This window comes from Georgenia satyanarayanai, assembly GCF_023715365.1.
Taxonomy (GTDB): Bacteria; Actinomycetota; Actinomycetes; order Actinomycetales; family Actinomycetaceae; genus Oceanitalea; species Oceanitalea satyanarayanai_B.
In genome coordinates, this window is record NZ_JAMBNZ010000004.1 from 252,240 (window position 1) to 272,710 (window position 20,471).

25 protein-coding genes are annotated in these 20,471 nt (G+C 73.6%); 5 read left to right on the forward strand and 20 right to left on the reverse strand.

Annotation, left to right across the window (positions count from 1 at the left end):
- Nucleotides 1-108: 108 nt before the first annotated feature.
- The 4 genes from rpsI to M3148_RS07195 all read right to left on the reverse strand — a co-directional run bounded on the left by rpsI (nt 109) and on the right by M3148_RS07195 (nt 2,723).
- Entirely contained in the window at nt 109-600 is a 492-nt protein-coding gene (rpsI, locus tag M3148_RS07180; RefSeq protein WP_251304000.1) for a 30S ribosomal protein S9, read from the reverse strand.
- Between the two features lie 44 nt (nt 601-644).
- The gene (gene rplM / locus M3148_RS07185; RefSeq protein ID WP_251304001.1) at nt 645-1,088 is read right to left on the reverse strand and encodes a 50S ribosomal protein L13; all 444 of its coding nucleotides are present in this window, start codon (nt 1,086-1,088) and stop codon (nt 645-647) included.
- A gap of 224 nt (nt 1,089-1,312) precedes the next feature.
- Entirely contained in the window at nt 1,313-1,783 is a 471-nt protein-coding gene (locus tag M3148_RS07190) for a DUF5709 domain-containing protein (protein WP_251304002.1), read from the reverse strand.
- A 49-nt stretch (nt 1,784-1,832) separates the two neighbouring features.
- Entirely contained in the window at nt 1,833-2,723 is an 891-nt protein-coding gene (locus M3148_RS07195; RefSeq protein WP_251304003.1) for a tRNA pseudouridine synthase A, read from the reverse strand.
- 27 nt (nt 2,724-2,750) lie between these two features.
- Between M3148_RS07195 and M3148_RS07200 the strand changes: the two genes are divergently transcribed.
- Nucleotides 2,751-3,548: an ROK family protein gene (locus tag M3148_RS07200; RefSeq protein ID WP_251304004.1), complete on the forward strand. Its 798-nt coding sequence runs from the start codon at nt 2,751-2,753 to the stop codon at nt 3,546-3,548.
- Here the strand turns inward: M3148_RS07200 and M3148_RS07205 are convergent.
- Together M3148_RS07205 and M3148_RS07210 are read right to left on the reverse strand one after the other, a co-directional pair.
- Entirely contained in the window at nt 3,526-4,263 is a 738-nt protein-coding gene (locus M3148_RS07205) for an alpha/beta fold hydrolase (protein ID WP_251304005.1), read from the reverse strand. The two genes, M3148_RS07200 and M3148_RS07205, sit on opposite strands and share 23 nt — an antisense overlap.
- A gap of 341 nt (nt 4,264-4,604) precedes the next feature.
- Nucleotides 4,605-5,744, reverse strand: a complete 1,140-nt coding sequence (locus tag M3148_RS07210; RefSeq protein WP_251304006.1) for a nucleotidyltransferase domain-containing protein — start codon at nt 5,742-5,744, stop codon at nt 4,605-4,607.
- 295 nt (nt 5,745-6,039) lie between these two features.
- Between M3148_RS07210 and M3148_RS07215 the strand changes: the two genes are divergently transcribed.
- The 4 genes from M3148_RS07215 (at nt 6,040) to M3148_RS07230 (ending at nt 8,856) form a co-directional block, all read left to right on the forward strand.
- Complete coding sequence (locus M3148_RS07215; RefSeq protein ID WP_251304007.1) at nt 6,040-6,192, forward strand: lasso RiPP family leader peptide-containing protein; 153 nt, start codon at nt 6,040-6,042, stop codon at nt 6,190-6,192.
- Nucleotides 6,193-6,278: 86 nt separating this feature from the next.
- Nucleotides 6,279-7,457, forward strand: a complete 1,179-nt coding sequence (locus M3148_RS07220; protein ID WP_251304008.1) for an asparagine synthase-related protein — start codon at nt 6,279-6,281, stop codon at nt 7,455-7,457.
- On the forward strand, nt 7,454-7,903 hold the full coding sequence (locus M3148_RS07225; protein ID WP_251304009.1) for a lasso peptide biosynthesis B2 protein: 450 nt from the start codon (nt 7,454-7,456) through the stop codon (nt 7,901-7,903). The genes M3148_RS07220 and M3148_RS07225 overlap by 4 nt, the downstream gene beginning before the upstream one ends.
- A complete protein-coding gene (locus M3148_RS07230) occupies nt 7,900-8,856 on the forward strand; it encodes a hypothetical protein (protein WP_251304010.1) in 957 nt (318 codons plus the stop codon). Before M3148_RS07225 ends, M3148_RS07230 begins: the two co-directional genes overlap by 4 nt.
- Here the strand turns inward: M3148_RS07230 and M3148_RS07235 are convergent.
- The 14 genes from M3148_RS07235 to M3148_RS07300 form a co-directional block, all read right to left on the reverse strand.
- Nucleotides 8,844-10,709, reverse strand: a complete 1,866-nt coding sequence (locus M3148_RS07235; protein ID WP_251304011.1) for an ABC transporter ATP-binding protein — start codon at nt 10,707-10,709, stop codon at nt 8,844-8,846. The two genes, M3148_RS07230 and M3148_RS07235, sit on opposite strands and share 13 nt — an antisense overlap.
- A 19-nt stretch (nt 10,710-10,728) precedes the next feature.
- Nucleotides 10,729-10,980 (reverse strand): PqqD family protein, encoded by a 252-nt coding sequence (locus tag M3148_RS07240; protein WP_251304012.1) that lies wholly within the window; start codon nt 10,978-10,980, stop codon nt 10,729-10,731.
- Nucleotides 10,981-11,221: 241 nt separating this feature from the next.
- Nucleotides 11,222-11,839 carry a 50S ribosomal protein L17 gene (gene rplQ / locus M3148_RS07245; RefSeq protein WP_251304013.1) on the reverse strand — a complete coding sequence of 206 codons (618 nt, stop codon included), beginning with the start codon at nt 11,837-11,839 and terminating at the stop codon, nt 11,222-11,224.
- A 30-nt stretch (nt 11,840-11,869) separates the two neighbouring features.
- A complete protein-coding gene (locus tag M3148_RS07250) occupies nt 11,870-12,886 on the reverse strand; it encodes a DNA-directed RNA polymerase subunit alpha (RefSeq protein WP_251304014.1) in 1,017 nt (338 codons plus the stop codon).
- 135 nt (nt 12,887-13,021) lie between these two features.
- A complete protein-coding gene (rpsK, locus tag M3148_RS07255) occupies nt 13,022-13,429 on the reverse strand; it encodes a 30S ribosomal protein S11 (RefSeq protein WP_251304015.1) in 408 nt (135 codons plus the stop codon).
- Between the two features lie 73 nt (nt 13,430-13,502).
- On the reverse strand, nt 13,503-13,877 hold the full coding sequence (rpsM, locus tag M3148_RS07260; RefSeq protein ID WP_251304016.1) for a 30S ribosomal protein S13: 375 nt from the start codon (nt 13,875-13,877) through the stop codon (nt 13,503-13,505).
- Between the two features lie 137 nt (nt 13,878-14,014).
- A complete protein-coding gene (gene rpmJ / locus M3148_RS07265; protein ID WP_110851912.1) occupies nt 14,015-14,128 on the reverse strand; it encodes a 50S ribosomal protein L36 in 114 nt (37 codons plus the stop codon).
- 58 nt (nt 14,129-14,186) lie between these two features.
- A complete protein-coding gene (infA, locus tag M3148_RS07270) occupies nt 14,187-14,408 on the reverse strand; it encodes a translation initiation factor IF-1 (protein WP_110851913.1) in 222 nt (73 codons plus the stop codon).
- A 329-nt stretch (nt 14,409-14,737) separates the two neighbouring features.
- The gene (locus M3148_RS07275; RefSeq protein ID WP_251304017.1) at nt 14,738-15,478 is read right to left on the reverse strand and encodes a hypothetical protein; all 741 of its coding nucleotides are present in this window, start codon (nt 15,476-15,478) and stop codon (nt 14,738-14,740) included.
- Nucleotides 15,475-16,179 (reverse strand): hypothetical protein, encoded by a 705-nt coding sequence (locus tag M3148_RS07280; RefSeq protein ID WP_251304018.1) that lies wholly within the window; start codon nt 16,177-16,179, stop codon nt 15,475-15,477. Before M3148_RS07280 ends, M3148_RS07275 begins: the two co-directional genes overlap by 4 nt.
- Entirely contained in the window at nt 16,176-16,793 is a 618-nt protein-coding gene (locus M3148_RS07285) for an alternate-type signal peptide domain-containing protein (RefSeq protein WP_251304019.1), read from the reverse strand. The genes M3148_RS07280 and M3148_RS07285 overlap by 4 nt, the downstream gene beginning before the upstream one ends.
- Nucleotides 16,790-17,377: a signal peptidase I gene (locus M3148_RS07290; RefSeq protein WP_251304020.1), complete on the reverse strand. Its 588-nt coding sequence runs from the start codon at nt 17,375-17,377 to the stop codon at nt 16,790-16,792. Before M3148_RS07290 ends, M3148_RS07285 begins: the two co-directional genes overlap by 4 nt.
- 82 nt (nt 17,378-17,459) lie before the next feature.
- Nucleotides 17,460-18,098, reverse strand: coding sequence for an alternate-type signal peptide domain-containing protein (locus M3148_RS07295; protein WP_251304021.1), 639 nt, complete (start codon nt 18,096-18,098; stop codon nt 17,460-17,462).
- Nucleotides 18,099-18,182: 84 nt separating this feature from the next.
- Nucleotides 18,183-20,423, reverse strand: a complete 2,241-nt coding sequence (locus M3148_RS07300) for a DUF7507 domain-containing protein (RefSeq protein ID WP_251304022.1) — start codon at nt 20,421-20,423, stop codon at nt 18,183-18,185.
- Between the last annotated feature and the right edge of the window lie 48 nt (nt 20,424-20,471).

Below are 20,471 nucleotides of genomic sequence, written 5' to 3' on the forward strand. Positions count from 1 at the left end.
CGCGCGACCGCAGAATTCCCGCATATGCGGACCAGTGGAGAGGAGAGACGAGGGCCGGGACGCGGAACGGCCCCGCCTGACGACGGGGCCGTTCCTGCCAGCGCTGGATCAGCGCTTGGAGTACTGCGGGGCCTTACGGGCCTTCTTGAGGCCGGCCTTCTTGCGCTCGACCGCGCGGGCGTCGCGGGTGAGGAACCCGGCCTTCTTGAGCGCCGGACGGTTCGAGTCCTCGTCGATCAGGTTGAGGGCGCGAGCCACGCCGAGGCGCAGCGCACCGGCCTGGCCGGAGATGCCGCCGCCGTGGATCCGCGCGACGACGTCGAAGCGGCCCTCGATGTCGAGCAGCGAGAACGGCGAGCTCACCAGCTGCTGGTGGAGCTTGTTGGGGAAGTAGTCCTCGAGCGAGCGACCGTTGATGGTCCACTGGCCCGACCCGGGGACGAGTCGGACGCGCGCAACCGCTTCCTTGCGGCGGCCGAGCGCCTGCCCGGGGGCGGTGATGCTCTGACCGGCACCCGCGGCGGGTGCGTCGGTCTCGGTGGTGTAGCTGCTGGGGACGTTCTCGTCGTCCAGCTCGATCTCGGGAGTGGTCTCAGCCACAGTTCTCCTCGTGTCCTGGTGAGAGGCTGCCGAGTCCTTGCGGACTACTGGGCAACCTGGGTGATCTCGAAGGCCTGCGGCTGCTGCGCGGCGTGGGGGTGCTCCGGGCCTGCGTAGACCTTGAGCTTCTTGAGCTGCTCGCGACCGAGGGTCGTCTTGGGAACCATGCCGCGGACGGCCTTCTCGATCGCGCGCTCCGGGAAGCGCTCGAGGAGCTGGGCGTAGCTCGTGGCCTTGAGGCCGCCCGGGTAACCCGAGTGACGGTAGGCCATCTTGTCGTCGAGCTTGCTGCCGGTGAGGGCGACCTTCTCCGCGTTGATGACGATGACGAAGTCACCGTTGTCGACGTGCGGTGCGAAGCTCGGCTTGTGCTTCCCACGGAGCAGGGTGGCGACGTGGGTCGCCAGTCGGCCGAGGACGACGTCGGTAGCGTCGATGACGTACCAGTTCTTCTCGACGTCGCCGGGCTTCGGTGTGTACGTGCGCACGGGCGTAGCCTTCGTTTCTCTCATCGAGGGCGGCATCGTGCGCGTTGGCGCACTGGGCCGTCCATGGTCTGGTGGTGCTCGCTGAGCGCATCCGCGCCGCTGCGCCGGCGAGTGGGAGCACCGGGGAGCGCAAAGGGATGCACAACGACATCCAAGAGTACCGCCGTCCGCCGCGCTGGGTCAAAGGCGGCGGACGGCGGCCCGAGTGAGACGTGCCACGCGGGTCAGCCGGGCGTGCCGCCCTCACCGGTGAGTCCGATGGGGTCGTCCTCCTCGCGGATGCGCATGGCGGCCTCCTCGGCCGTCGCGGCGCCACCGGCGATGCCGACGTCCTGGGCCATCATGCCCTGCTCGCGCTCACCCAGCGGGCCGACGGCCTCCTCGGAGACAGCCTCGATGCGGCCGGCACGGTCCGCCTCGCGGTCCGGGTCCGGCTCCTGGGCCTCGTCCCACACCTCGGGCTCCTCGGTGTCGAGACGCTCGGCGAGGGTGTCCCCCTCGATGAGCTCGGCCTGGGTGAGGTTCTGGCCGCGCAGCGGGTCACGCTCGGGCGGGGAGTAGCCCTCCTCGAGAAGGTCGTCGACGCCACGGCGCTCGAGGGTGTCCTCCTTGGTCAGCTGGTCGGTGTCGCCCTCGCTGTCGCTGGGGATGGCAGCGTCGGCGCTGGTCGCCGGGGTGTTCTCAGACTCGCTCATCCGTCCAGGCTGCCACCGCCGCGGCGGTGCCGCACGGGGAGGGCCGCGCCTACCGGGCGGGGAGGGTGCGGACGTTGCGCGCCTGCGCGGCCCGGGTGGCGAGCTCCTCGTCGGCGGGGTAGCCGACCTCCTCGAGGGTGAGCCCGTGGGCCGCCGCGACGGTGACCCCGGGGTCCCGGCGCCCGGCCGCGAGGACCGCGGCGGGCCAGTCCACGGGCCGGCGCCCCTCCCCCACGGCGAGGCTCGCGCCGACGAGCGCGCGCACCATGGAGTGGCAGAAGGCGTCCGCGCGGACCGTCGCGACGACCAGTCCGTCGGCCCGCCGCTCCCAGCGCAGCTCCTCGAGGGTACGGATCGTCGTGGCCCCCTCGCGGGGCTTGCAGTACGCGGCGAAGTCGTGCTCCCCGCGCAGCCACTGGACGGCGACGTCCATGGCGGCGACGTCGAGCGGGCGCCCGTGCCACAGGACGTCACGGCGCCGCAGCGGGTCGCGGGCCGCCGGGGTGTCGGCCACGCGGTAGGCGTAGCGCCGCCACACGGCGGAGAAGCGGGCGTCGAAGCCGGGCGGTGCGACCCGCACGCCGTGGACGACGACGTCAGCCGCCCCGCGCGGGCGCGCGTCCCGGCCGAGGACGCCGGCGAGGCGGGAGGCGAGGGCCTCCTCGGGCGGGCGCTCGCTGCGCCCTGGCACCGCCCGCCACGCGGCGGCGGGCACGTCGAGGTGGGCCACCTGACCGCGCGCGTGGACCCCGGCGTCGGTGCGCCCGGCCACGGTCAGCCGTGCGGGCGCCGGCAGGCGCAGGACGGTGGTCAGTGCCTCCTCCAGGGTCCCCTGGACGGTCCGCAGACCGGGCTGGGTAGCCCACCCGGCGAAGTCCGTGCCGTCGTAGCGGAGGTCCAGCCGCAGCCGGACCGTCTCGTCCTCGGGGGCAGCGCTCACGCCTCGCAGGCTAGTACCGTCCCTCGGGTGGACCCACTGAGCACCGCGCGCCGCGGCCCGACCACGCTCGCCGTCGACTGCGGGGGCGGCGGGATCAAGGCCTCGGTGCTCGACGCGGCGGGCACGATGCACGCTCAGCCGGTCCGGGCGGCCACGCCCTACCCGTTGCCACCGCAGCGGCTCGTCGACACGATCCGGTCCCTGGCCGACCAGCTGCCGCCCGCCGAGCGCGCCACGGTGGGAATGCCGGGGATGATCCGGCACGGCGTCGTCGTCACGACCCCGCACTACGTCACGCGCGCCGGGCCCCGGACCAAGGTGCTGCCCGACCTCGTCGAGGCGTGGGAGAACCTCGACCTCCAGGAGGCACTGAGCGCCGAGCTCGGCATGCCGGTGCTGCTCCTCAACGACGCGGAGGTCCACGGTGCGGGCGTCGTCGCCGGCGCCGGGCTCGAGCTCGTCGTCACCCTCGGCACGGGCCTGGGCAACGCCCTGTTCGACGGCGGCCGGCTGGCCCCGCACCTCGAGCTCTCGCGGGCACAGGCCCGGTGGGGCCTCACCTACGACGAGTACATCGGCGAGCACGAGCGGCTGCGGCTGGGGGACGCGATGTGGTCGCGGCGGGTGCGGCAGGTCGTCGACTCCCTGCGGCCGGTGGTCCTGTGGGACCGGCTCTACCTCGGTGGCGGCAACTCGCGCCGCATCACCGGTCCGACCCTGGACCGGCTGGGCGACGACGTCGTCATCGTCCCCAACAGCGCGGGGATCGTCGGCGGGGTGCGGGCCTGGGAGCTGGGCGGGATCACGCCGAGCGGGCGGTCCTGACCGAGCCGGGTGCGACCTCCTCGACGAGGTCGAGCATGATCCTGTTGAACTCCTCGGGACGCACGAGGGAGACGAGGTGGCTGGCCCCGGGGACGATCTCCAGGCGCCCGTCGCGGGAGGCGGCGAGGAAGCGCCGCTCCTGGGTGCGGAAGTGGTCCCAGCGGCCGTTGACGAGCCGCACGGGCGCGTCGATGGCCCGCAGGTCGGCGATCGGGTCGAGGCCGCCGACGGCGGCGAGCGCCGCGTCCATCACCCCGAGCTCCATGCCGCCGTCGTGGAGGTCCGCGAGCGCCGCGGGCGGCAGCGCCACCCGCGCGAGGGTGTCGTTGAGCCACCGGCCGCCGTCGGGCAGGCGCGCGATGAGCGCGGCGACCCGCCGGTAGGCGGTCAGGCCGGGGCCGCGCGGCTGCGTGGAGCACCCCGCCGCCAGCACGCCCACCACCCGCTGCCCGGTCCGCGCCGCCCAGTCCAGGGTGAGGTAGCCACCGAGGGACAGGCCCACGACGACGACGGCGCCCTCGGCCGCGCGGGCCGCCTCCTCGACCGCCGCGCGGGCGCCGTCGACGGTGAAGGGCTCCCCCGCACGCTCCCCGTGGCCGGGCAGGTCCGGGGCGAGGGCCGGCACGCCGGCCTCCTCGAGCGCGGCGAGCTGGGGCCGCCACATCGTGCGGGACGCGCGGATCCCGTGGACGAGGACGACCGAGACACGGCTCACGGGCCCACCCTGCCACGCACGGCGGTGGCGACGTCGGGCCGCCGGCCAGGATCACCCAGGGCCAGCGCCCTGCCCCACCCAGCCGCGTCCGGTGGCCCGTCACGTCCTGCTCACACCGGTGCCCGGGCCGCCACCAGCCACCCTGCCACCCACGAGCGGAGGACGGAGGGCCTGCACCGCACCTCGGTCTGAGGACGTCGGCACCGGCCACGGGCTCACGCTCGGTCGCCAGACGCCGGGCCCGAAAAAGGACAACTCCGTCCGGTCCGGCGTCGCCGGGCCGGACCAGCCGTCGACAGGCCCGCACCCGCCGGTCGGGCCCCCGCTGCCGGACGAGGGCCTCACCGGGAGACCGGTGAGGCTCCTGTCCCCGCACTGTCCTCCACCGCCCGGAGGTAGACCTCGAGGGCCTCCTCACCTGCCGTCACCCGGGCGGCGGCGGCACCCGCGCGCGGCGTGAGCCGGTCGACGACCCCCTGACCCGCGTTCCGCGCCACCTGGGCGACGGTGCGCAGCGCGCCGGGGCGTACCGCCCGGGCCACGAGGCGAGAGGGCGAGGAGTCGCGGCGCTGCCGCTCCACCGGGACGAGCCGGTCGACGGCGTCGAGGATCGCACGCAGCGGCAGGGACGTCCCCAGCATCCGGTAGACGTCCGCGGGCACCGGGGTGCCGAGGGTCGCCGTGGCCCGCCGCAGCGCGAGCGCCACGTGCGCCTGGGCGCCCCACTCGGTGGCGCGTGCCGCGACCTCCCGCCACTCCTCGACCTGACGGCTGAGCTGGTCGACGTCGACCATCCAGGCGAGCCGGTTGGCCCCCGCAAGGGCGGCGTGCAGCGTGACGTGGACGAGGGCGTCCGTCTCGTCCAGCGCCCACGCCTGGCCCAGGCCGATGCGCACCCGGCGCCGCCGCGCGAGGAGCGCGTCGGTGTCGATCCGGAAGAGCCGGCGCCGCGAGCCCATGTTGATCATCGCCCAGTGGAGGTCGACCTGGATCCCCGCGGGGGTGAACCAGTGCATCTCGCCCGGGGTCTGGGGGTTGCGGAGCATGTCCTCGTAGTCGCCCACCTCCCACCCGGCCCCGAGCAGGGCCCGGCTGGCCGCTCGCAGGTCCTGCGGCGCGACGAGCAGGTCGAGGTCGCCGTAGGGCCGCACGCCGGGCACGGGGTGGGCGAGCTCGGACAGGACCGGCCCCTTGAAGACGACCCAGGGGATGTCGGCGAGCACCTCGGACACGTGCGCGAGGAGCATCCCGGCACGGATGTGGAGCGACTTCGCGGCGTCCCGGTCCGCCCGCAGCACCTCGGCCACCGCCGGGGCCGTCTCCCGCAGGCGGACGTGGGCGAGCGGCGAGACCCGGTGGTGGCGGGCGGCCGCCACCACGGAACCGGCCGGCAGCGAGGCGGTGGCCGTGACGTCGCCGCCGTCACGGCACACGGCGCGGAGGAGCTCGCCGACCGCCCGGCCATGGTTCCTGCGCGTCATGCCGTTCCCGTCCTCGCCCGCCGCCGGATCCGGCGCTACCGGGAGCGTAGCGACGGCCCGGGTGTGGGACGGCGTGATTGCCGGACGCTCGCCGTCGTGCCCGGGGTGAGCGTCCGGGTGAGCACGGCGTCCCGGACGCGTCATCCGGGGGTCACCCACGTTCACGCGCGACAACCGTCGTCAAGGCCGGGGCCCGTCCCTAGGCTCGGTCCCAGTCGGCGGCACCGCACCCCCGTCCGCCGACCACACGGCCCGTCCGGGCGTCATGGCTCATCGCTCACGAAGGAGTAAGGACATGAAGTACGACGCACCCCGCATGACGGAGGTCGGCAGCGTCCGCGACCTCACGCTCGGCAAGGTCCCCACAGGCCCGCAGAGGGACAACGCCGTCTGGTTCGACATCTGGGGCGACCCCAAGAACCCGAACCCGCCCGTCGGCTCCCGCTGAGCACGCCCGCTGCGGGTCGAACGGTCCGAGCGGGACCGTCCGGCCCGCGGCACGTCCACCCGCGTCCCCGAGGAGAGGCCACCCGCGTGAGCGCACCGACGGCACAGGCGACGTTCACCAGCCTCACCCGGGCGGAGACCCTCCTGGCCCTGCCCGAGGCCAGCACCGTGCCCGTCGTCGTCGAGCACACTGGGCTCGGGGCCCGGGCCACCCTCGAGGCGATCCTGCTGGACGCGCTGTCCACGCCGCCGTGCCACGTCCTGTTCTCCGGTGGGCGCGACTCCTCCGCCCTCCTCGCCCTCACCGTGCGCCTCGCCCGTCGGCACGGCCTGGCCGAACCCGTCGCGGTGACGGTCCGTCACCCCGCCGCACCGGAGTCCGACGAGACCGCCTGGCAGGAGCTCGTCCTCGAGCACCTCGACCTCCACGACCACCTCGTCCTCGACTTCGACGGCGAGCAGCGCCTCCTCGGCGAGGTCGCCACCGCTGCACTGCGCCGGCACGGCCCGGTGTGGCCCGAGGCCGTCCAGCTGCACGGAGCCGTCTACCGCCACCTCGACCCCGGCGTCGTCATCTCCGGGGAGGGCGGTGACGCCGTCCTCGACGGGCAGCGGATGGGCGCGGTGCGTGACGCCCTCGCCCTCACCCGCCCCCGCCGCCGGTACCTGCGCCACGGCCTGCGCGCGGCCCGTCCGAACGTCCTGCGCCGCCGCGACGTCCGCGCCCAGGCCGCCTCGATCAGCCCTCCGTGGCTGCGCCCGGCAGCCGCGGCCGAGTACCTCACGCGCGTCACCACACTGGCCCAGGAGCCGCTGCGCTGGGACCGCGCAACCCGGGAGGCGCTGCGCTCCCGCCCCATGGCGGTGGCCATGGCCAACGTCGACGCCGGGATCGCCGAGTACGGCTCCCGGCCCGTCACCCCCTTCGCGGACCTCAGGTTCGTCGACGCCCTGGCGGCGGAGGCCGGCCCGCTCGGCTGGGGCGACCGGACGGCGATCTTCCGGCGGCTCTTCCACGACGTCCTGCCCGACCGCGTGCTCAGCCGCCGGTCCAAGGCCTCCTTCAACTCCACCCGCTGGGGTCCGGAGGAGCGTGCGTTCGCCCGGGCCTGGGAGGGCGCCGGCCTCGACCCGGACTGGGTCGACCCCGCCGCCCTGCGCGCCGCGTGGCTCGAGGAGGACCCCCATCCTGCCGCGGACTTCCTGCTCCACCTCGCCTGGGCACAGGCCCACGGCATCCCGACGGCCGTGGAGCACGCCCCGTGATCCGCGAGGTCCGCACCCTGCTGCGCCGCCATCCCCGCACGTGGGTCCGCGCCGCCCGCGCGGCGGCACTCGCGGCCCTCGTCGAGATCGGCCTGCGTACCCTGCCGCTGCCCCGGCTCGCCCGGCTGCTGCGCGTGCGGCTCGTCCTGGACGGCACGGCCGGCCGGCGCGCCGACCCGCGCCTCATCCGACTGACCCCGGACGAGCGCGAGCGGCTCGACGTCACGTGGCGTGTGCTGCGGCACCGCCCCTTCAACGGGACCTGCCTGCGCCGCGCCCTCCTCGGCGCGCACGTGCTGCGGCACCGCGAGCACGCCGTCCGCATCGGCGTCCAGAAGGTCGACGGCGAGGTCAAGGCGCACGCCTGGCTCGAGGTGGACGGGATCGTCGTCGACCCCGACGGCGTCGAGAGCTTCCGTACCCTGGCGACCGGAGTCCCCGCATGAGCCCCGAACCGCCCCAGCGCCTCTACGGCCTCACCGTCGCGGCCGACTTCGCGCTCCACCAGCACCGCTCCGCGCGCACGGGCTCGCGGGTGGACGTCACCGTCGTCGACGGAGCGCCCATGGCCGAGGACCGGCGGACCCCTCCGGGCACCGTCCTCCTCGACTTCGGCACCGCCCCGGACCGCTGGTACACGGCGACCCGCGGCCAGGACGGCTCGGTCCTCCTGCGCGTGCACGGCGTCTGCGACTTCGCCATCAGCCCCGACCTGTCCGAGGTGACCCTCCACCTCGTCCACGGCACCGCCCCGGGCATGCGGGCCATCATGACGACGGGGACCCTGCTCGCCCTCCAGCTCTACCTGCGAGGCCACGCCGTCCTCCACGCGAGCGCCGTCGAGCGGGACGGGAACGCCGTCGCCTTCCTCGGGCACTCCGGGATGGGCAAGAGCACCCTCGCCGCCCTCCTGTGCGCGCAGGGTGCCCGCATCGTGAGCGACGACGTCGTCCCGGTGACGACGGGCGACGTCCCCCTCGTGCCCCTCGGGGCGACCGAGCTGCGCCTGCGCCCGGGCGCCGAGGCCGTGACGGCGGGGCTCACCGACCTGCGGTCGAGGACGAGCGCGGACGGCCGCACGGTCGTGGGCCTGCCCTCGCCCGGGACCGACGCGGTCCCGCTCGGCGCCGTCGTCATCCCGCGGCCCAACCGGGAGGGGCGGCTCGAGCTGGAGCCCCTCGACACGAAGTCCGCTCTCTTCGCGCTCATGAGCTTCCCGCGGCTCATGGGCTGGCAGGACCCCACCGTCCTCGCGCAGGTCTTCACCCACGCCTCCTGGCTCGCTCGCAGCGTGCCCGTCCTCGTGGGGCACGTGCCGTGGGGGCCGCCGTTCCGCGAGGACATCACGCCGGCGATCTGGGCGGCGGTCGACCGCCCGGCCCCCGCCTACCGCGCCTGAGGGACCCCGGGCTCGCCGAGGTAGGCGGCGGCCTGGAGGCGGAACAGCTCCGCGTACATGCCCTCCCGTGCCATGAGCTCCTCGTGGGAACCTGCTTCGACCACCCGTCCCTGGTCGAGGACGTAGATGACGTCGGCGGCGCGTACCGAGGAGAAGCGGTGCGAGATGAACACCGCGGTCCGGCCGGCGAGCACCGCCCGCAGCGACTCGTACAGGGCGCTCTCCGCGCGGGGGTCGAGGGCCGCGGTGGGCTCGTCGAGGATCATCAGCTCGGCGTCGCGGTAGAAGGCGCGGGCGATCGCCACCCGCTGCCACTGGCCGCCCGAGAGGTCGCGTCCGCCCTTGAACATGCGCGAGAGGATGGTCTCGTAGCCCGCGGGCAGCGCCTCGAGGAAGCTCGCCGCGCCCGCCCGGCCGGCCGCCTCGGCCACCCGCGCGTCCTCGCACTTCCCCGCGCGGCCGAAGGCGATGTTCTCGCGGGCGGTGAAGGCGTACCGGACGAAGTCCTGGAAGATCACCGCGACGCGGTCGCGCACCGAGACCCGCGAGTACGTGCGCGTGTCCCGGCCGTCCCACCGCACGGCCCCGGCGCTCGGGTCGTACAGGCCGGCGAGGATCTTGGCTAGCGTCGTCTTGCCCGACCCGTTCTCCCCCACGAGGGCGACGACCTGCCCGCGACGGATGCGCAGGTCCACGCCCCGCAGCGCCTCGGTGGCGCTGCCCGGGTAGCTGAAGCGGACGTCCTCGACCGTGATCTCACCGAAGGCTGGAGGCGCCGGGTCCCCCTCCTCCTCGTCGCGCGCCGTGGCCGCCAGGTCCATGAACTGGTCGACGTCGGAGAGGAAGAGGCCGGCCTCGAAGATCGACTGCATGCCACGCAGCAGGGCCTGCACCTGTCCCTGGAGCATCCTGATCGCGACGATGGCGGCACCCGCCTGGGCCACGGACACCGCGCCGCGGCCGATGAGCGTGACGAGGACGAGAAGGGTGGCGGTGAGGACGGCGGCGGACCCGAGGTTCCCGGCGGTGCTGAGGGCCAGCCGTCGCCGCAGGTGGCGGGCGAGGTCGGCGAGGTAGCGGGCGTAGAGCTCGTCGAAGCGCTCCCGGAACGGACCTCCGAGGTCGAAGGCGCGCACCTCCTTGGCCTCGTCGCGCGTGGTGAGGAGGTAGCTGAGGTAGTAGCGCTGCCGCTGATGCGGCGTCTGCGCGACCGTGAACTGGAACTCGCGGCGGCTCTCGCGCCGGTTGGTGAGGATCATCGGCAGCCCGCCGAGCAGGAGCAGCGGCAGCAGCACCGGGTGGATGCCCGCGAGCACGGCGCCGACCCCGATCGTCGCGGCGAGACCACCGACGATCCCGAGCAGCGCCTGGGTCACCTGGAAGGGCCGGCTCGTCGCACTGGCCTCCACCCGCTGGAGCCGGTCGTAGAAGGAGGCCGACTCGAAGTGGCGCAGCGAGACGGCGGTGGCCGCGTCAAGCACGTCCTGGTACGTGCGCCGGGCCACGGACTCCCCGAGGAAGCGGCTCATGCTGCCGCGCACGGAGTCGAGCAGCGCGGCCGCGGCCATGAGTCCCGCGAGGCCGAGCGTCGCGGCGACGAGCACGCTCGGCACGCCACCACCCGGACCGAGCTCGAGCACCGCGGAGAGGAAGGACTCGACGACGAGCACCTGGCCCGCCAGGACGAGGGCCGCGACCACCTGGACGACGAGCAGCCCGACGAACAAGAGCCGTCCCGAACCCCAGACAAGGCGCGTCGAGCGGCGGACGAGCTGCCACAGGCGCCCGACGGAGCGACGCTGGTTGCGGCTCTCGATCTGGAGGTCGAGCGGGTCGAGCAGCTCGGACGTCATCGCCCGGCCTCGCGGCTGGTCACCGCAGCAGCCCCTTGGCGGCGAGGTCGGCGGCGAAGGCGGACGCGTCCGCCACGGCCGTCGAGCGGTCGATCCCGTACTCCGCGACGAGCGCGTCGGCGAGCTCTGCGACGGACCGCTCCTCGGTCAGCAGCTTGGCCAGGTGGGCGCCGGCCACATTCGTCGTGAGGTAGACCGAGCGCGCGGTGTCGAGGATGACCAGCTCGTCGTCGATCTCCTGCCAGGTGATGCCCTCGCTCCGCAGCTGCACGTGCACTCCCTCTCGAGCCCTCCGGCCGCTGTCGCGCGCCCGGGACCGTGCCCGGGCGCGGCGACGCGCCCCGGCAGTCCTGGCGAGCGTACTGCCGGGGTCGACCGCGTCACGGGGTGCGGCGGACGATCGTGGGTGCACGCGAGGCCCCACACCCGGGTGAGGGTGAGGGGCCTCGCGACTCGTCGGGGTGACCTCGTGGGTTCCCCGAGCAGGTGGACCGGCTGGCGCCGGTCGTCAGTCAGCCGCGCGGGTTGGCGTGACCGGTGTCGGTCCCGCCGGCCTGCGCGTCGGTGGCGGCGTCGGTCGCGGCCTGGGCGGAGGACTCCGCGGCGGCCTGCTGGGCCTCCTGCGTCTCCTCGGCCTTGGCGTCCTCGACGGCGTCGGCAGCCTCGTCCGAGACCGTCGTCTCGGGAGCCTCGACGACGGGCGTCGTGGCCTCCTTCGCGGCGCGCTCGACGGCCTTCTCGGCCTCACGGACGGTGGCCTGCTTGGGGCTCACCGGCTCCATGACGAGCTCGATGACGGCCATGGGGGCGTTGTCGCCCTTGCGGGGGGCCGTCTTGGTGATCCGGGTGTAGCCACCTTGACGCTCGGCCATGGCCGGCGCGATCTCCGCGAACAGGTCGTGCACGACGCCCTTGTCACGGATCGTGGCCATCACCTTGCGGCGGGCATGCAGGTCGCCACGCTTGCCGAGGGTGATGAGCTTCTCGACGACCGGGCGCAGGCGCTTGGCGCGGTGCTCCGTCGTCGTGATGGCGCGGTGCTCGAGCAGCGCCGTGGCGAGGTTCGCAAGCATGTGACGCTCGTGGGCGGGGCTGCCACCAAGACGGGGGCCCTTAGCGGGAGTGGGCATGATCTCTCCTGTTGTGAATCGTTGGTGGCGTCAGTCGCGCGCGTCGTCGCTGAACTCGACGTCGCCCTCGTAGTCCGACTCGTCGTCGACCTGCGAGATGTCGAAGTCGACCGGGCTGTCCTTGAGACCGAGACCGAGAGCAGCCAGCTTCTCCCGGATCTCACCGATCGACTTCGAACCGAAGTTACGGATGTCGAGCAGGTCGGCCTCGCTGCGGGCCACGAGCTCACCCACGGAGTGGATGCCCTCGCGCTTGAGGCAGTTGTACGAGCGCGACTGCAGCCCGAGCTCCTCGATCGGGAGCGCGAGGTCCGCGGCCAGGGCGGCGTCGGTCGGCGAGGGGCCGATCTCGATGCCCTCGGCCTCGACGTTGAGCTCCCGGGCCAGGCCGAAGAGCTCGACGAGCGTCTTGCCGGCGGACGCGAGCGCGTCACGCGGGGTGATCGCGTTCTTCGTCTCGACGTCGACGATGAGGCGGTCGAAGTCGGTGCGCTGCTCCACACGGGTGGCCTCGACCTTGTAGGTCACCTTGAGGACCGGGGAGTAGATCGAGTCGACCGGCACGCGGCCGATCTCCGAGTCGAAGCTCTTGTTCTGGCTCGCCGAGACGTAGCCGCGGCCACGCTCGACGGTCAGCTCGACCTCGAGCTTGCCCTTGGCGTTGATGGTCGCCAGGTGCAGGTCGGGGTTGTGGACCTCGACGCCGGCCGGCGGGGTGATGTCACCGGCGGTGACGACGCCCGGGCCCTGCTTGCGCAGGTACATCACGACGGGCTCGTCGTGCTCCGAGGAGACGACGATGCCCTTGATGTTGAGGATGACCTCGGTGACGTCCTCCTTCACGCCCGGGACGGTCGTGAACTCGTGGAGGACACCATCGATCCGGATGCTCGTGACCGCAGCACCGGGGATCGAGGAGAGCAGGGTGCGACGCAGGGAGTTGCCAAGGGTGTAGCCGAAGCCCGGCTCGAGCGGCTCGATGACGAACCGGGAGCGCTGGGGGCTGACGACCTCTTCGGTCAGGGTGGGGCGCTGTGCGATGAGCACGATGTGTTCCTTTCAGCAGGCATCCGCTATATGACGCCGTGCAGGGCACCCGCCGGTCATCGGTCCGACCGGCGGGAGGGTGAGACGGTGCCTCGTGCCGCACGCCGCCCCGTGGGGCGGCGTGCGGAACGGGACTCAGACGCGGCGGCGCTTGGGGGGACGGCAGCCGTTGTGGGCCTGGGGCGTGACGTCCTGGATCGAGCCCACCTCGAGGCCGGCGGCCGTGAGGGAGCGGATCGCGGTCTCACGGCCGGAGCCGGGACCCTTGACGAAGACGTCGACCTTCTTCATGCCGTGCTCCTGGGCACGGCGAGCCGCGGCCTCGGCAGCCATCTGGGCGGCGAAGGGCGTCGACTTGCGCGAGCCCTTGAAGCCGACCTGGCCCGAGGACGCCCAGGCGATGACGGCGCCGTTGGGGTCGGTGAGCGTGACGATCGTGTTGTTGAACGTGCTCTTGATGTACGCGTGACCGTGCGTGACGTTCTTGCGCTGATTCCGGCGGGGCTTGCGGGCCGTGGACGCCGAGCGGGTCTTGGGGGGCATGCGGTGCTTCTCTCCTGGTCGTCGGACCGGTGGCAGTCGGCGCGGTGAGCGCCGGGACGTGCGACCGGACTACTTAGCGGGCCTTCTTCTTGCCGGCCACCGTGCGCTTGGGGCCCTTGCGGGTACGCGCGTTGGTCTTCGTGCGCTGGCCGTGGACGGGCAGTCCACGACGGTGACGCAGGCCCTGGTAGGAACCGATCTCCACCTTGCGGCGGATGTCGGCCTGGACCTCACGGCGCAGGTCTCCTTCGACCTTGAAGCTGCCCTCGATGTAGTCACGGAGAGCGACCAGGTCGCTGTCGGTCATGTCCTTGACGCGAAGGTCGGGGCTGACGCCCGTCGCCTCGAGCGCCTGCTTGGCGCGGGTGCGCCCGACGCCGTAGATGTAGGTGAGCGCGATCTCGAGCCGCTTCTCGCGGGGGAGGTCGACGCCGACGAGTCGTGCCAACTTGTGCTCCTTGTGCTGCTCGGAGGTCTTCCGCACCACTCTCCCGTCCGAGCCGGACGGGCCCCGGCCTCCGAGCCGAGGGCTGCTCCCGTGGGAGCTAGCGGTGCGCGTGGCGGCAGGACGCCGCCGTCGTCAGATCAGCCCTGACGCTGCTTGTGACGAAGGTTGGTGCAGATCACCATCACGCGGCCGTGACGACGGATGACCTTGCAGTTGTCGCAGATCTTCTTGACGCTGGGCTTGACCTTCATGGCATTCCTCCGCCGCCGCGCCGGCGCACTGGGCACCGCGACGGCGATTGTCGAGTGGTTACTTGTAGCGGTAGACGATGCGACCCCGGGTGAGGTCGTACGGGCTCAGCTCAACGACGACCCGGTCCTCGGGGAGGATCCGGATGTAGTTCTGACGCATCTTGCCCGAGATGTGTGCGAGCACCTTGTGGCCGTTACTCAGCTCCACCCGGAACATCGCGTTGGGCAGCGCTTCGACAACGCTGCCCTCGATCTCGATGACGCCGTCCTTCTTCGCCATATCCTCCGCTAACTCTTCTCTCCTGCATGGCCGCCGTCGTCTCGCGACGGCGGCGGGGCGTACCGTGGAACACGCCCGTCCCTCCAGGTTCCAGGCAGGGAAGTGGCAGGCACGCTCGTCCAGCGCTCCATCATACGACATCGCGCCTGCAGCCGGGTGCATGACCTCCCTCACAGGGGGCGCACGGGCGGGGCCGTCCGAGGACGGCCCCGCCCGGCTGGGGAGTCTGGTCGTGCCGCTCGCCCCGGGACCGATCACAAGCACCGGGGTTCGCACGACGCTGCCTCACCCTGCACCCCGGCCGGTCGGGCAAGACCGGCCGGGGTGGTCTAGTGGCCGGGCGGCTGCCCGGCGGCTTCACTCCGGCGGCGTGCGAGGACCGCGAGTCCCGCGCCGAGCGCGGCGGCGAGCCCGGCGAGCGTGACGAGCGGCCCGACTCCGGCGCCCGTCTCCTGCAGGCGTCCCGTGCTCGACCCCGCCTCCGGCGGCACGCCGGCCTCGGGGGTCTCGGTGGGCGATGGCTCGGTCTCGGGCAGCTCGGCGCCGATCTCGAGGAGGACGTCAAAGGACGCCCTGCGGGGCGCGACGTTCGCGCGGTTGCCCGAGGGGGCGGTGGCGGGCAGCTCGTAGCCCACCGTGACGGGCACCTCCCGGCCCTTGTCCAGCTCGACCTCGAGGACGGGGGTCACCCCGTTCGCGTCGAGCTCGGCGAAGGAGGCCGAGCCCCCGGGCCAGCGCAGGAGGAGGTCGTCGTAGAAGCTGCCCAGGTCTGCCCCGCTCGCGTGGTGCACGTCGGGGGACGACGGGTCGAAGAGGTCGACGTTGACGATGCTGGCGCGCAGCGTGCCCGTGGCCGGGCCGTCGTTGCGCACAAGCACCGTGCGGCTGGTGGAGTCACCCGGCACCGCGACCGGCGCGCCGAGGAAGCTCTCCGTCGTCACGCCCGTGTAGGTGGTGCCGTCCCACGACAGGTGGATCGACTCGTCGAAGGGCACGGCCGCGTCCGCGCTGCCCCCGCCGAGGCCGACGGCGAGCGCCGCGGCGGCGACGGTGCTGAGTACTCGGCTCACGGCTGCTCCCCGGGACGGAAGGTGGTGGAGGTGAAGGTGATGGTGTGGACCGGTTCGGCGGCCGGGTCGAGCCGGGCGACGACGGTGGCGCCCCACGTGTCCTTCGCCTCGACGTCGGCCCCCGCGGGGGGACGTGCCGTGACGGTGGCGGTGTTGGCGTACTCGCCGACCTCCGGGGCGCCGTCGTAGGCGGCGTACAGGCACCAGTACTCGCGGACCGGCTCGGTGCTCTCGGAGTACGTGGCAGGGACGGGGGTGGACTCGTAGCCGCTCGGCTCGGGGACGCTCTCGGGGGTGAGCTCCTGGATGCGGCACTCGCGCGGTGAGTCGACGCGGAAGAGGGCGATGTCGGCGCTGCCGAGGACCCCGCTCCCCCAGCTCTCCGGCGGGGTGACGACGTAGCGCAGACCCTTGTTGCCCTGGCTGAGGGAGTCGACCTCGACGGCGACGGCGAGCTCGCCGTCACGGACGAGGCGGGTGGCCTCCCGCGGGCCGACGGTGTGCACCGCGGTGCCCGTCGGTGCCGGGTCGGCGGCACCGGGCGTCCCGACGGCAAAGGACTGGTAGCCGGCGGCGACGGTGCCGCCGAGCTCGGCCGAGTCGCTCCACAGGGCGAGGGAGACCCCGCCGATGCCGAGGCAGGCGCCGGTGAGGCCGGCGACGGCGGCTGTCACCGCCGTGCGGCGGCGGGTCGTGGTCATGAGGTGAAGCCCTCTCCGGTGCGGACCTGCTCGAGGTCGACGACGACGGTCCCCAGGTCGGTGAGCTGCGCGGCCGCGTCCGCCTCGACGCGGTCGCTCGTGCCCTCGCCCAGCGTGATGGCGACCTCGACGGTGAGGACGCGACCGTCGTCGTCGAGGGTGACCAGCCGCTCCTCGCCGAGCGGGACGCCGGTGACGAGGGGGTCGCCCGCCTCGTCGAGCACCGCGTAGGTGGCGGTGACGCCGTCGGGGAGGGCGGGTTCCCGCTCCCAGCCGACGGTGAGCCGGCCGCGCAGGTTGTCGCCCTCGAGCTCGGTGGTGAGGCGCTGGCTCACGAGGAGCGAGTCGCCGGGGCGGACGAGGAAGTGGTCGGGGTCGATGCGCCGGGGGGTGCCGGCCACGTCCGCCGAGGTCTCGTGCCACACCGTCTCACCGTCCGTGTCGATGAGGAGGTTCCCGGCGGTGATGGTGCCCAGCGGCATGTCGGCGGCGGCCTGCCAGAGGGCGACGGTGCCGCCCGCGCCGGTGGCGCCCGCGAGGAGCGCGGCGCCGGCGACGAGGGGCAGGGACCCGCGGCGCAGGCGGGCCCGGCGGGGGGTGGGGCGAGTGGTCACGACTCTCCTGGGGTGATCTGCCCGGGGCCGCGGCGGCGGCCGGCACGGGAGTCTGCGATGACGAGGTAGCTGCCGTACCCGATGAGGAGGCAGGCGACCGCGGTGACGACGACACCGCGGTTGGGACCCACCGCACCTGCGAGATGACCGACGTAGGGGACGTGGTAGACGACCCGCCCCATGACCTGCTCGGCCGAGACCGGGTCGTCGTCGGCGCCGTTCGCGTCACCGCGGGTGATGTAGGCGGTCTCGGCGCCGAGGGTGAGGCCGACGACGCGGTGGGTGATGAGCGTGGGGTCACCGGCGACGGGCTGGAAGGTGACGACGTCACCGACCTCGTACCGGTCCTGCGGGACCGACACGACCATGTCGCCCGGCGAGTAGGTCGGTTCCATGGAGCCGGTGAGCACCGTCAGTGCCGCGCCGCCCAGCACGCGGGGGACGACGGCGACGGCGGCGGCGAGGAGGAGGAGCGCGACGAGCAGGACGGCGGTCGTCCCGCTGAGGACCGCCCGCCAGAAGGTGCCGGTGGGCGCCTCGGCAGGTGCCGGCGTCGTGTCGGGGGCCGCGACGGTCGTGGCCATGGTGCTCCTTCCTCAGGTGGTCGTCGTGGACGAGGAGTGGGTGGGGGGACGCCGGGGGGTGCGCACCCCCACCCGGTGGCGATCAGAAACCGCCGTCGACTCCCGCGTCACGCACCTGCGTGAGGGCGACGTCGAAGTCCTTGAGCGTGGCCTTGGCCCGGGTGAGGTCGCGTCCGGCGACGTCCTCGTCGAAGGTCACGGTGAGGACGACCTCGAGGTTCGGGGTGGCGGTGAGCGCGGCGGGCAGCGTGGGGAGCGGGGCCACGTTCTGCGAGTTGTCCGCCGAGGCGAAGCGCAGGGCCTCGGCCTCGGCCAGCGGGGTCGCGTCGACGATCGTCGTGCCGTCGAGGCGGACCTCGTAGGTGGCGTGCTCCGCCAGCTCGGCGAGGAGCTGCTCGTTGCCCGTCACACCGAGCTTGTCGAGGGAGAGCTCGGCGACGAGGTTGTCGCCCTGGAGGGCCGCCTTCAGGGGCAGGGTGCCCTGGATGGTGTCGCCCGGGACGATGCGGAAGGTGTCGAGGTTGATCGAGTGGTTGCCCTGGGTGCGGTCCTCGGAGACGTCCTTCCAGGAGACGGCGCCGGCAGAGACGTCGAGGTTGCCAGCGGTGATCGCGCCACCGTCGACCCAGGCGCTGTCGTTCCACAGCGCGAAGGTCGCGCCGCCCATGAGGAGGGCCGCGCCAGCGGCTCCGGCGACGAGGCCCGTGGTCTTCTTGTTCATGTTCATGTCCTTTATGAGGGGTGGTTCGGCGGCGGCGCATGCGCCGCCATGACCGAGCGGAGGGCCCGGGCAGCTGGGGGAGGGTCAGGGGCGTGCGGTGACGAGCCCTGAGCCCGTGCAGACCATGGAGGCGCCGACGGCGAGGTCTGCTCGTGGGCACCGGACGGCCACGCCCTGGTCGTCGGTGACGACGACGTCGGTGAGGGCCGTCTGGCCGGTGTTGCGGACGGTGTAGGTCCACGTGACGGTGGAGCCGGTCGTGACGGCGGAGCCGGGGCTCAGCTCGCTGGCACCGTCGAGCTGCGCGGCGGACGGGACGTCCCACGCCTGCTTGACGATCTCGACGCCCGGCTCGCGGGACTGGGTGTTGGTGAAGGTGCAGGTGACGTCGTCACCGACGGCCACGCGCAGGGAGGTGCCGTCGCCGCTGCGGGTGAGCGCGAGGGGCTGCCCGTTGGCCGTGCAGCTGAGGTCGGACAGGTCCCAGCCCTCGGAGCGCTGCTCGTCCCGGAGGTGCTCCTCGAGGCGGACGGTCGCGGCAATCGCGTCCGGGCGGGTGAAGCGCACGGTGTAGGCGACGGAGCCGGAGGAGCCGGTGACCTGCGCGCCGTCCGGGGTGAGCGTGCCGCTGCCGTCGGTGCGCGCGGCGTCGAACGTCCACCCGGCTCCCGGCCCGGCCCGCCCGCCGTAGGGCTCGGCGACCTTGTCGACCGTGATCGTCGCCTGGCAGGTGGCGCCCTTGGCGAGGTTCTCCAGCAGGCCGGCGAGCTCGCGCCACTCGGTCTGGACGTGGTCGGCCGCACCGGCGGGGGTGCCGGGGACGTAGGGGGTGGGCCCGGAGACGGCGCGCAGGTTGAGCGCCTCACCCTCCATGCCGTCACCGACCCCGACGGCGAGGACCCGGGTCCCTTCCGCCTTGAGCGCGTTGGCCGAGAAGATCGCCTGCTCCGTCTCGACGAGGCGGGTCGTGCTGCCCGGTCCCGTGGCGGGGCTGCCGGAGTAGGTGGCCAGGCCGTCGGTGATGATGATCGCGAGGTCGAAGGGCTGACGGTCCTGGGCGACCTGGTGGATGCCGCGGTCCCAGTTCGTCCCGCCGGCAGCCGTGTAGGCGTTGATCCGGCTGCGGATCGTCGCGAGATTCCCGTCGACGGGCATGAGCTGCGGGTAGTTCCGCCCCGACGCTCCGGTGGAGCGGGGCGCGCTCGCGGCGAAGGTGAAGAGGGACAGCCGGGAGCCGGTGCCCTCGAGCGACTCGGCGAAGGCGATGGCGGAGGCCTTGAGGTCCCCGACGGCGCCAGCCTCGGCCACCGAGCCGGACAGGTCGAGGATGAGTGCGACGTCGATGCCGGCGTCGCAGGTCTGCGGCAGCTGCGGGTTGGCCCGCGAGCTCTGCCAGCGGCCGCCGGAGACCGTCCGGTCAGTGCTCCCACCGGTGGTCGTCATGAAGTCGAGGCCCGCCCTGTACGTGGTCCCGGCCCGAAGCTGGGTCCCCGTCCGGAAGCGGTAGGGCGTCGCCTCCTGGACGGCCGCGCCGCCCGTGACGAGCGCCGAGCTGGTGTACCAGCCGTCGGGGGCGGCCTCCTGCACGACCCAGAACTGACGGTCCAGGTTGACGCCCGCGGGCGAGACGACGATCTGCTCGTACTCCACGCACCACTGACGCCAGGCGATGCACCCGCCGGTGCGCGTGACGGCCTGCTGGGTCTGCGGGACGACGAAGCTGCAGTCGCCCTGCGCGTCGGACACGCACGTCGCCCAGCTCGCCGGGACGGCGCGGGTCGGGCCGTTGGCACCGCCGTCGTGGAGGCGCAGCCGCACGCCGGCCAGCGGGGCGACGGCGGAGGTGGCGGTCCGGTCGCCGCCCACCTTCACGGTGATGACGGCCGAGGTGCTGCTCGGGCTGGAGACGGCCAGCGGTGCGACAGCACCAGCCGCGCCGCCGGCGGCCGGCGCGAGCGCGGCGGGGGGCTGCTCCTGTGCCGGCTCACCGGGTGTCGGCTCTTCGACTGCGGGTGCGTCCGCGCCGGTCGCGGGCTCCTCGGCGCCGGACGCCGGCGCAGCGAGGGCAGGCTCCTTCCCGGCAGCGGGCGACGGGTCCTCGAGGGCGGGACCCACGGGCGCCGGCTCCTCGACCGGGGCGACGCGCAGCTGCTCGTCGGCCGCGGCGGTGCTCGCCGGCGTCACGGCGGTCTGCGTGCCGGCACCTGGCTCGCCGCTCGCGACGGACCCCGTCCCGCCGACGACGAGCGCCAGGCTGACGAGGGCCGTCAGGCCGAGGCGCAAGGTGCGCCCGGCCCGGCTGCCCGTTGAGGTTCCGTGCTTCATGGTGTCGTGCTCCGCCCGTGATCGATGACGAGGGGAAGCACACCAGCC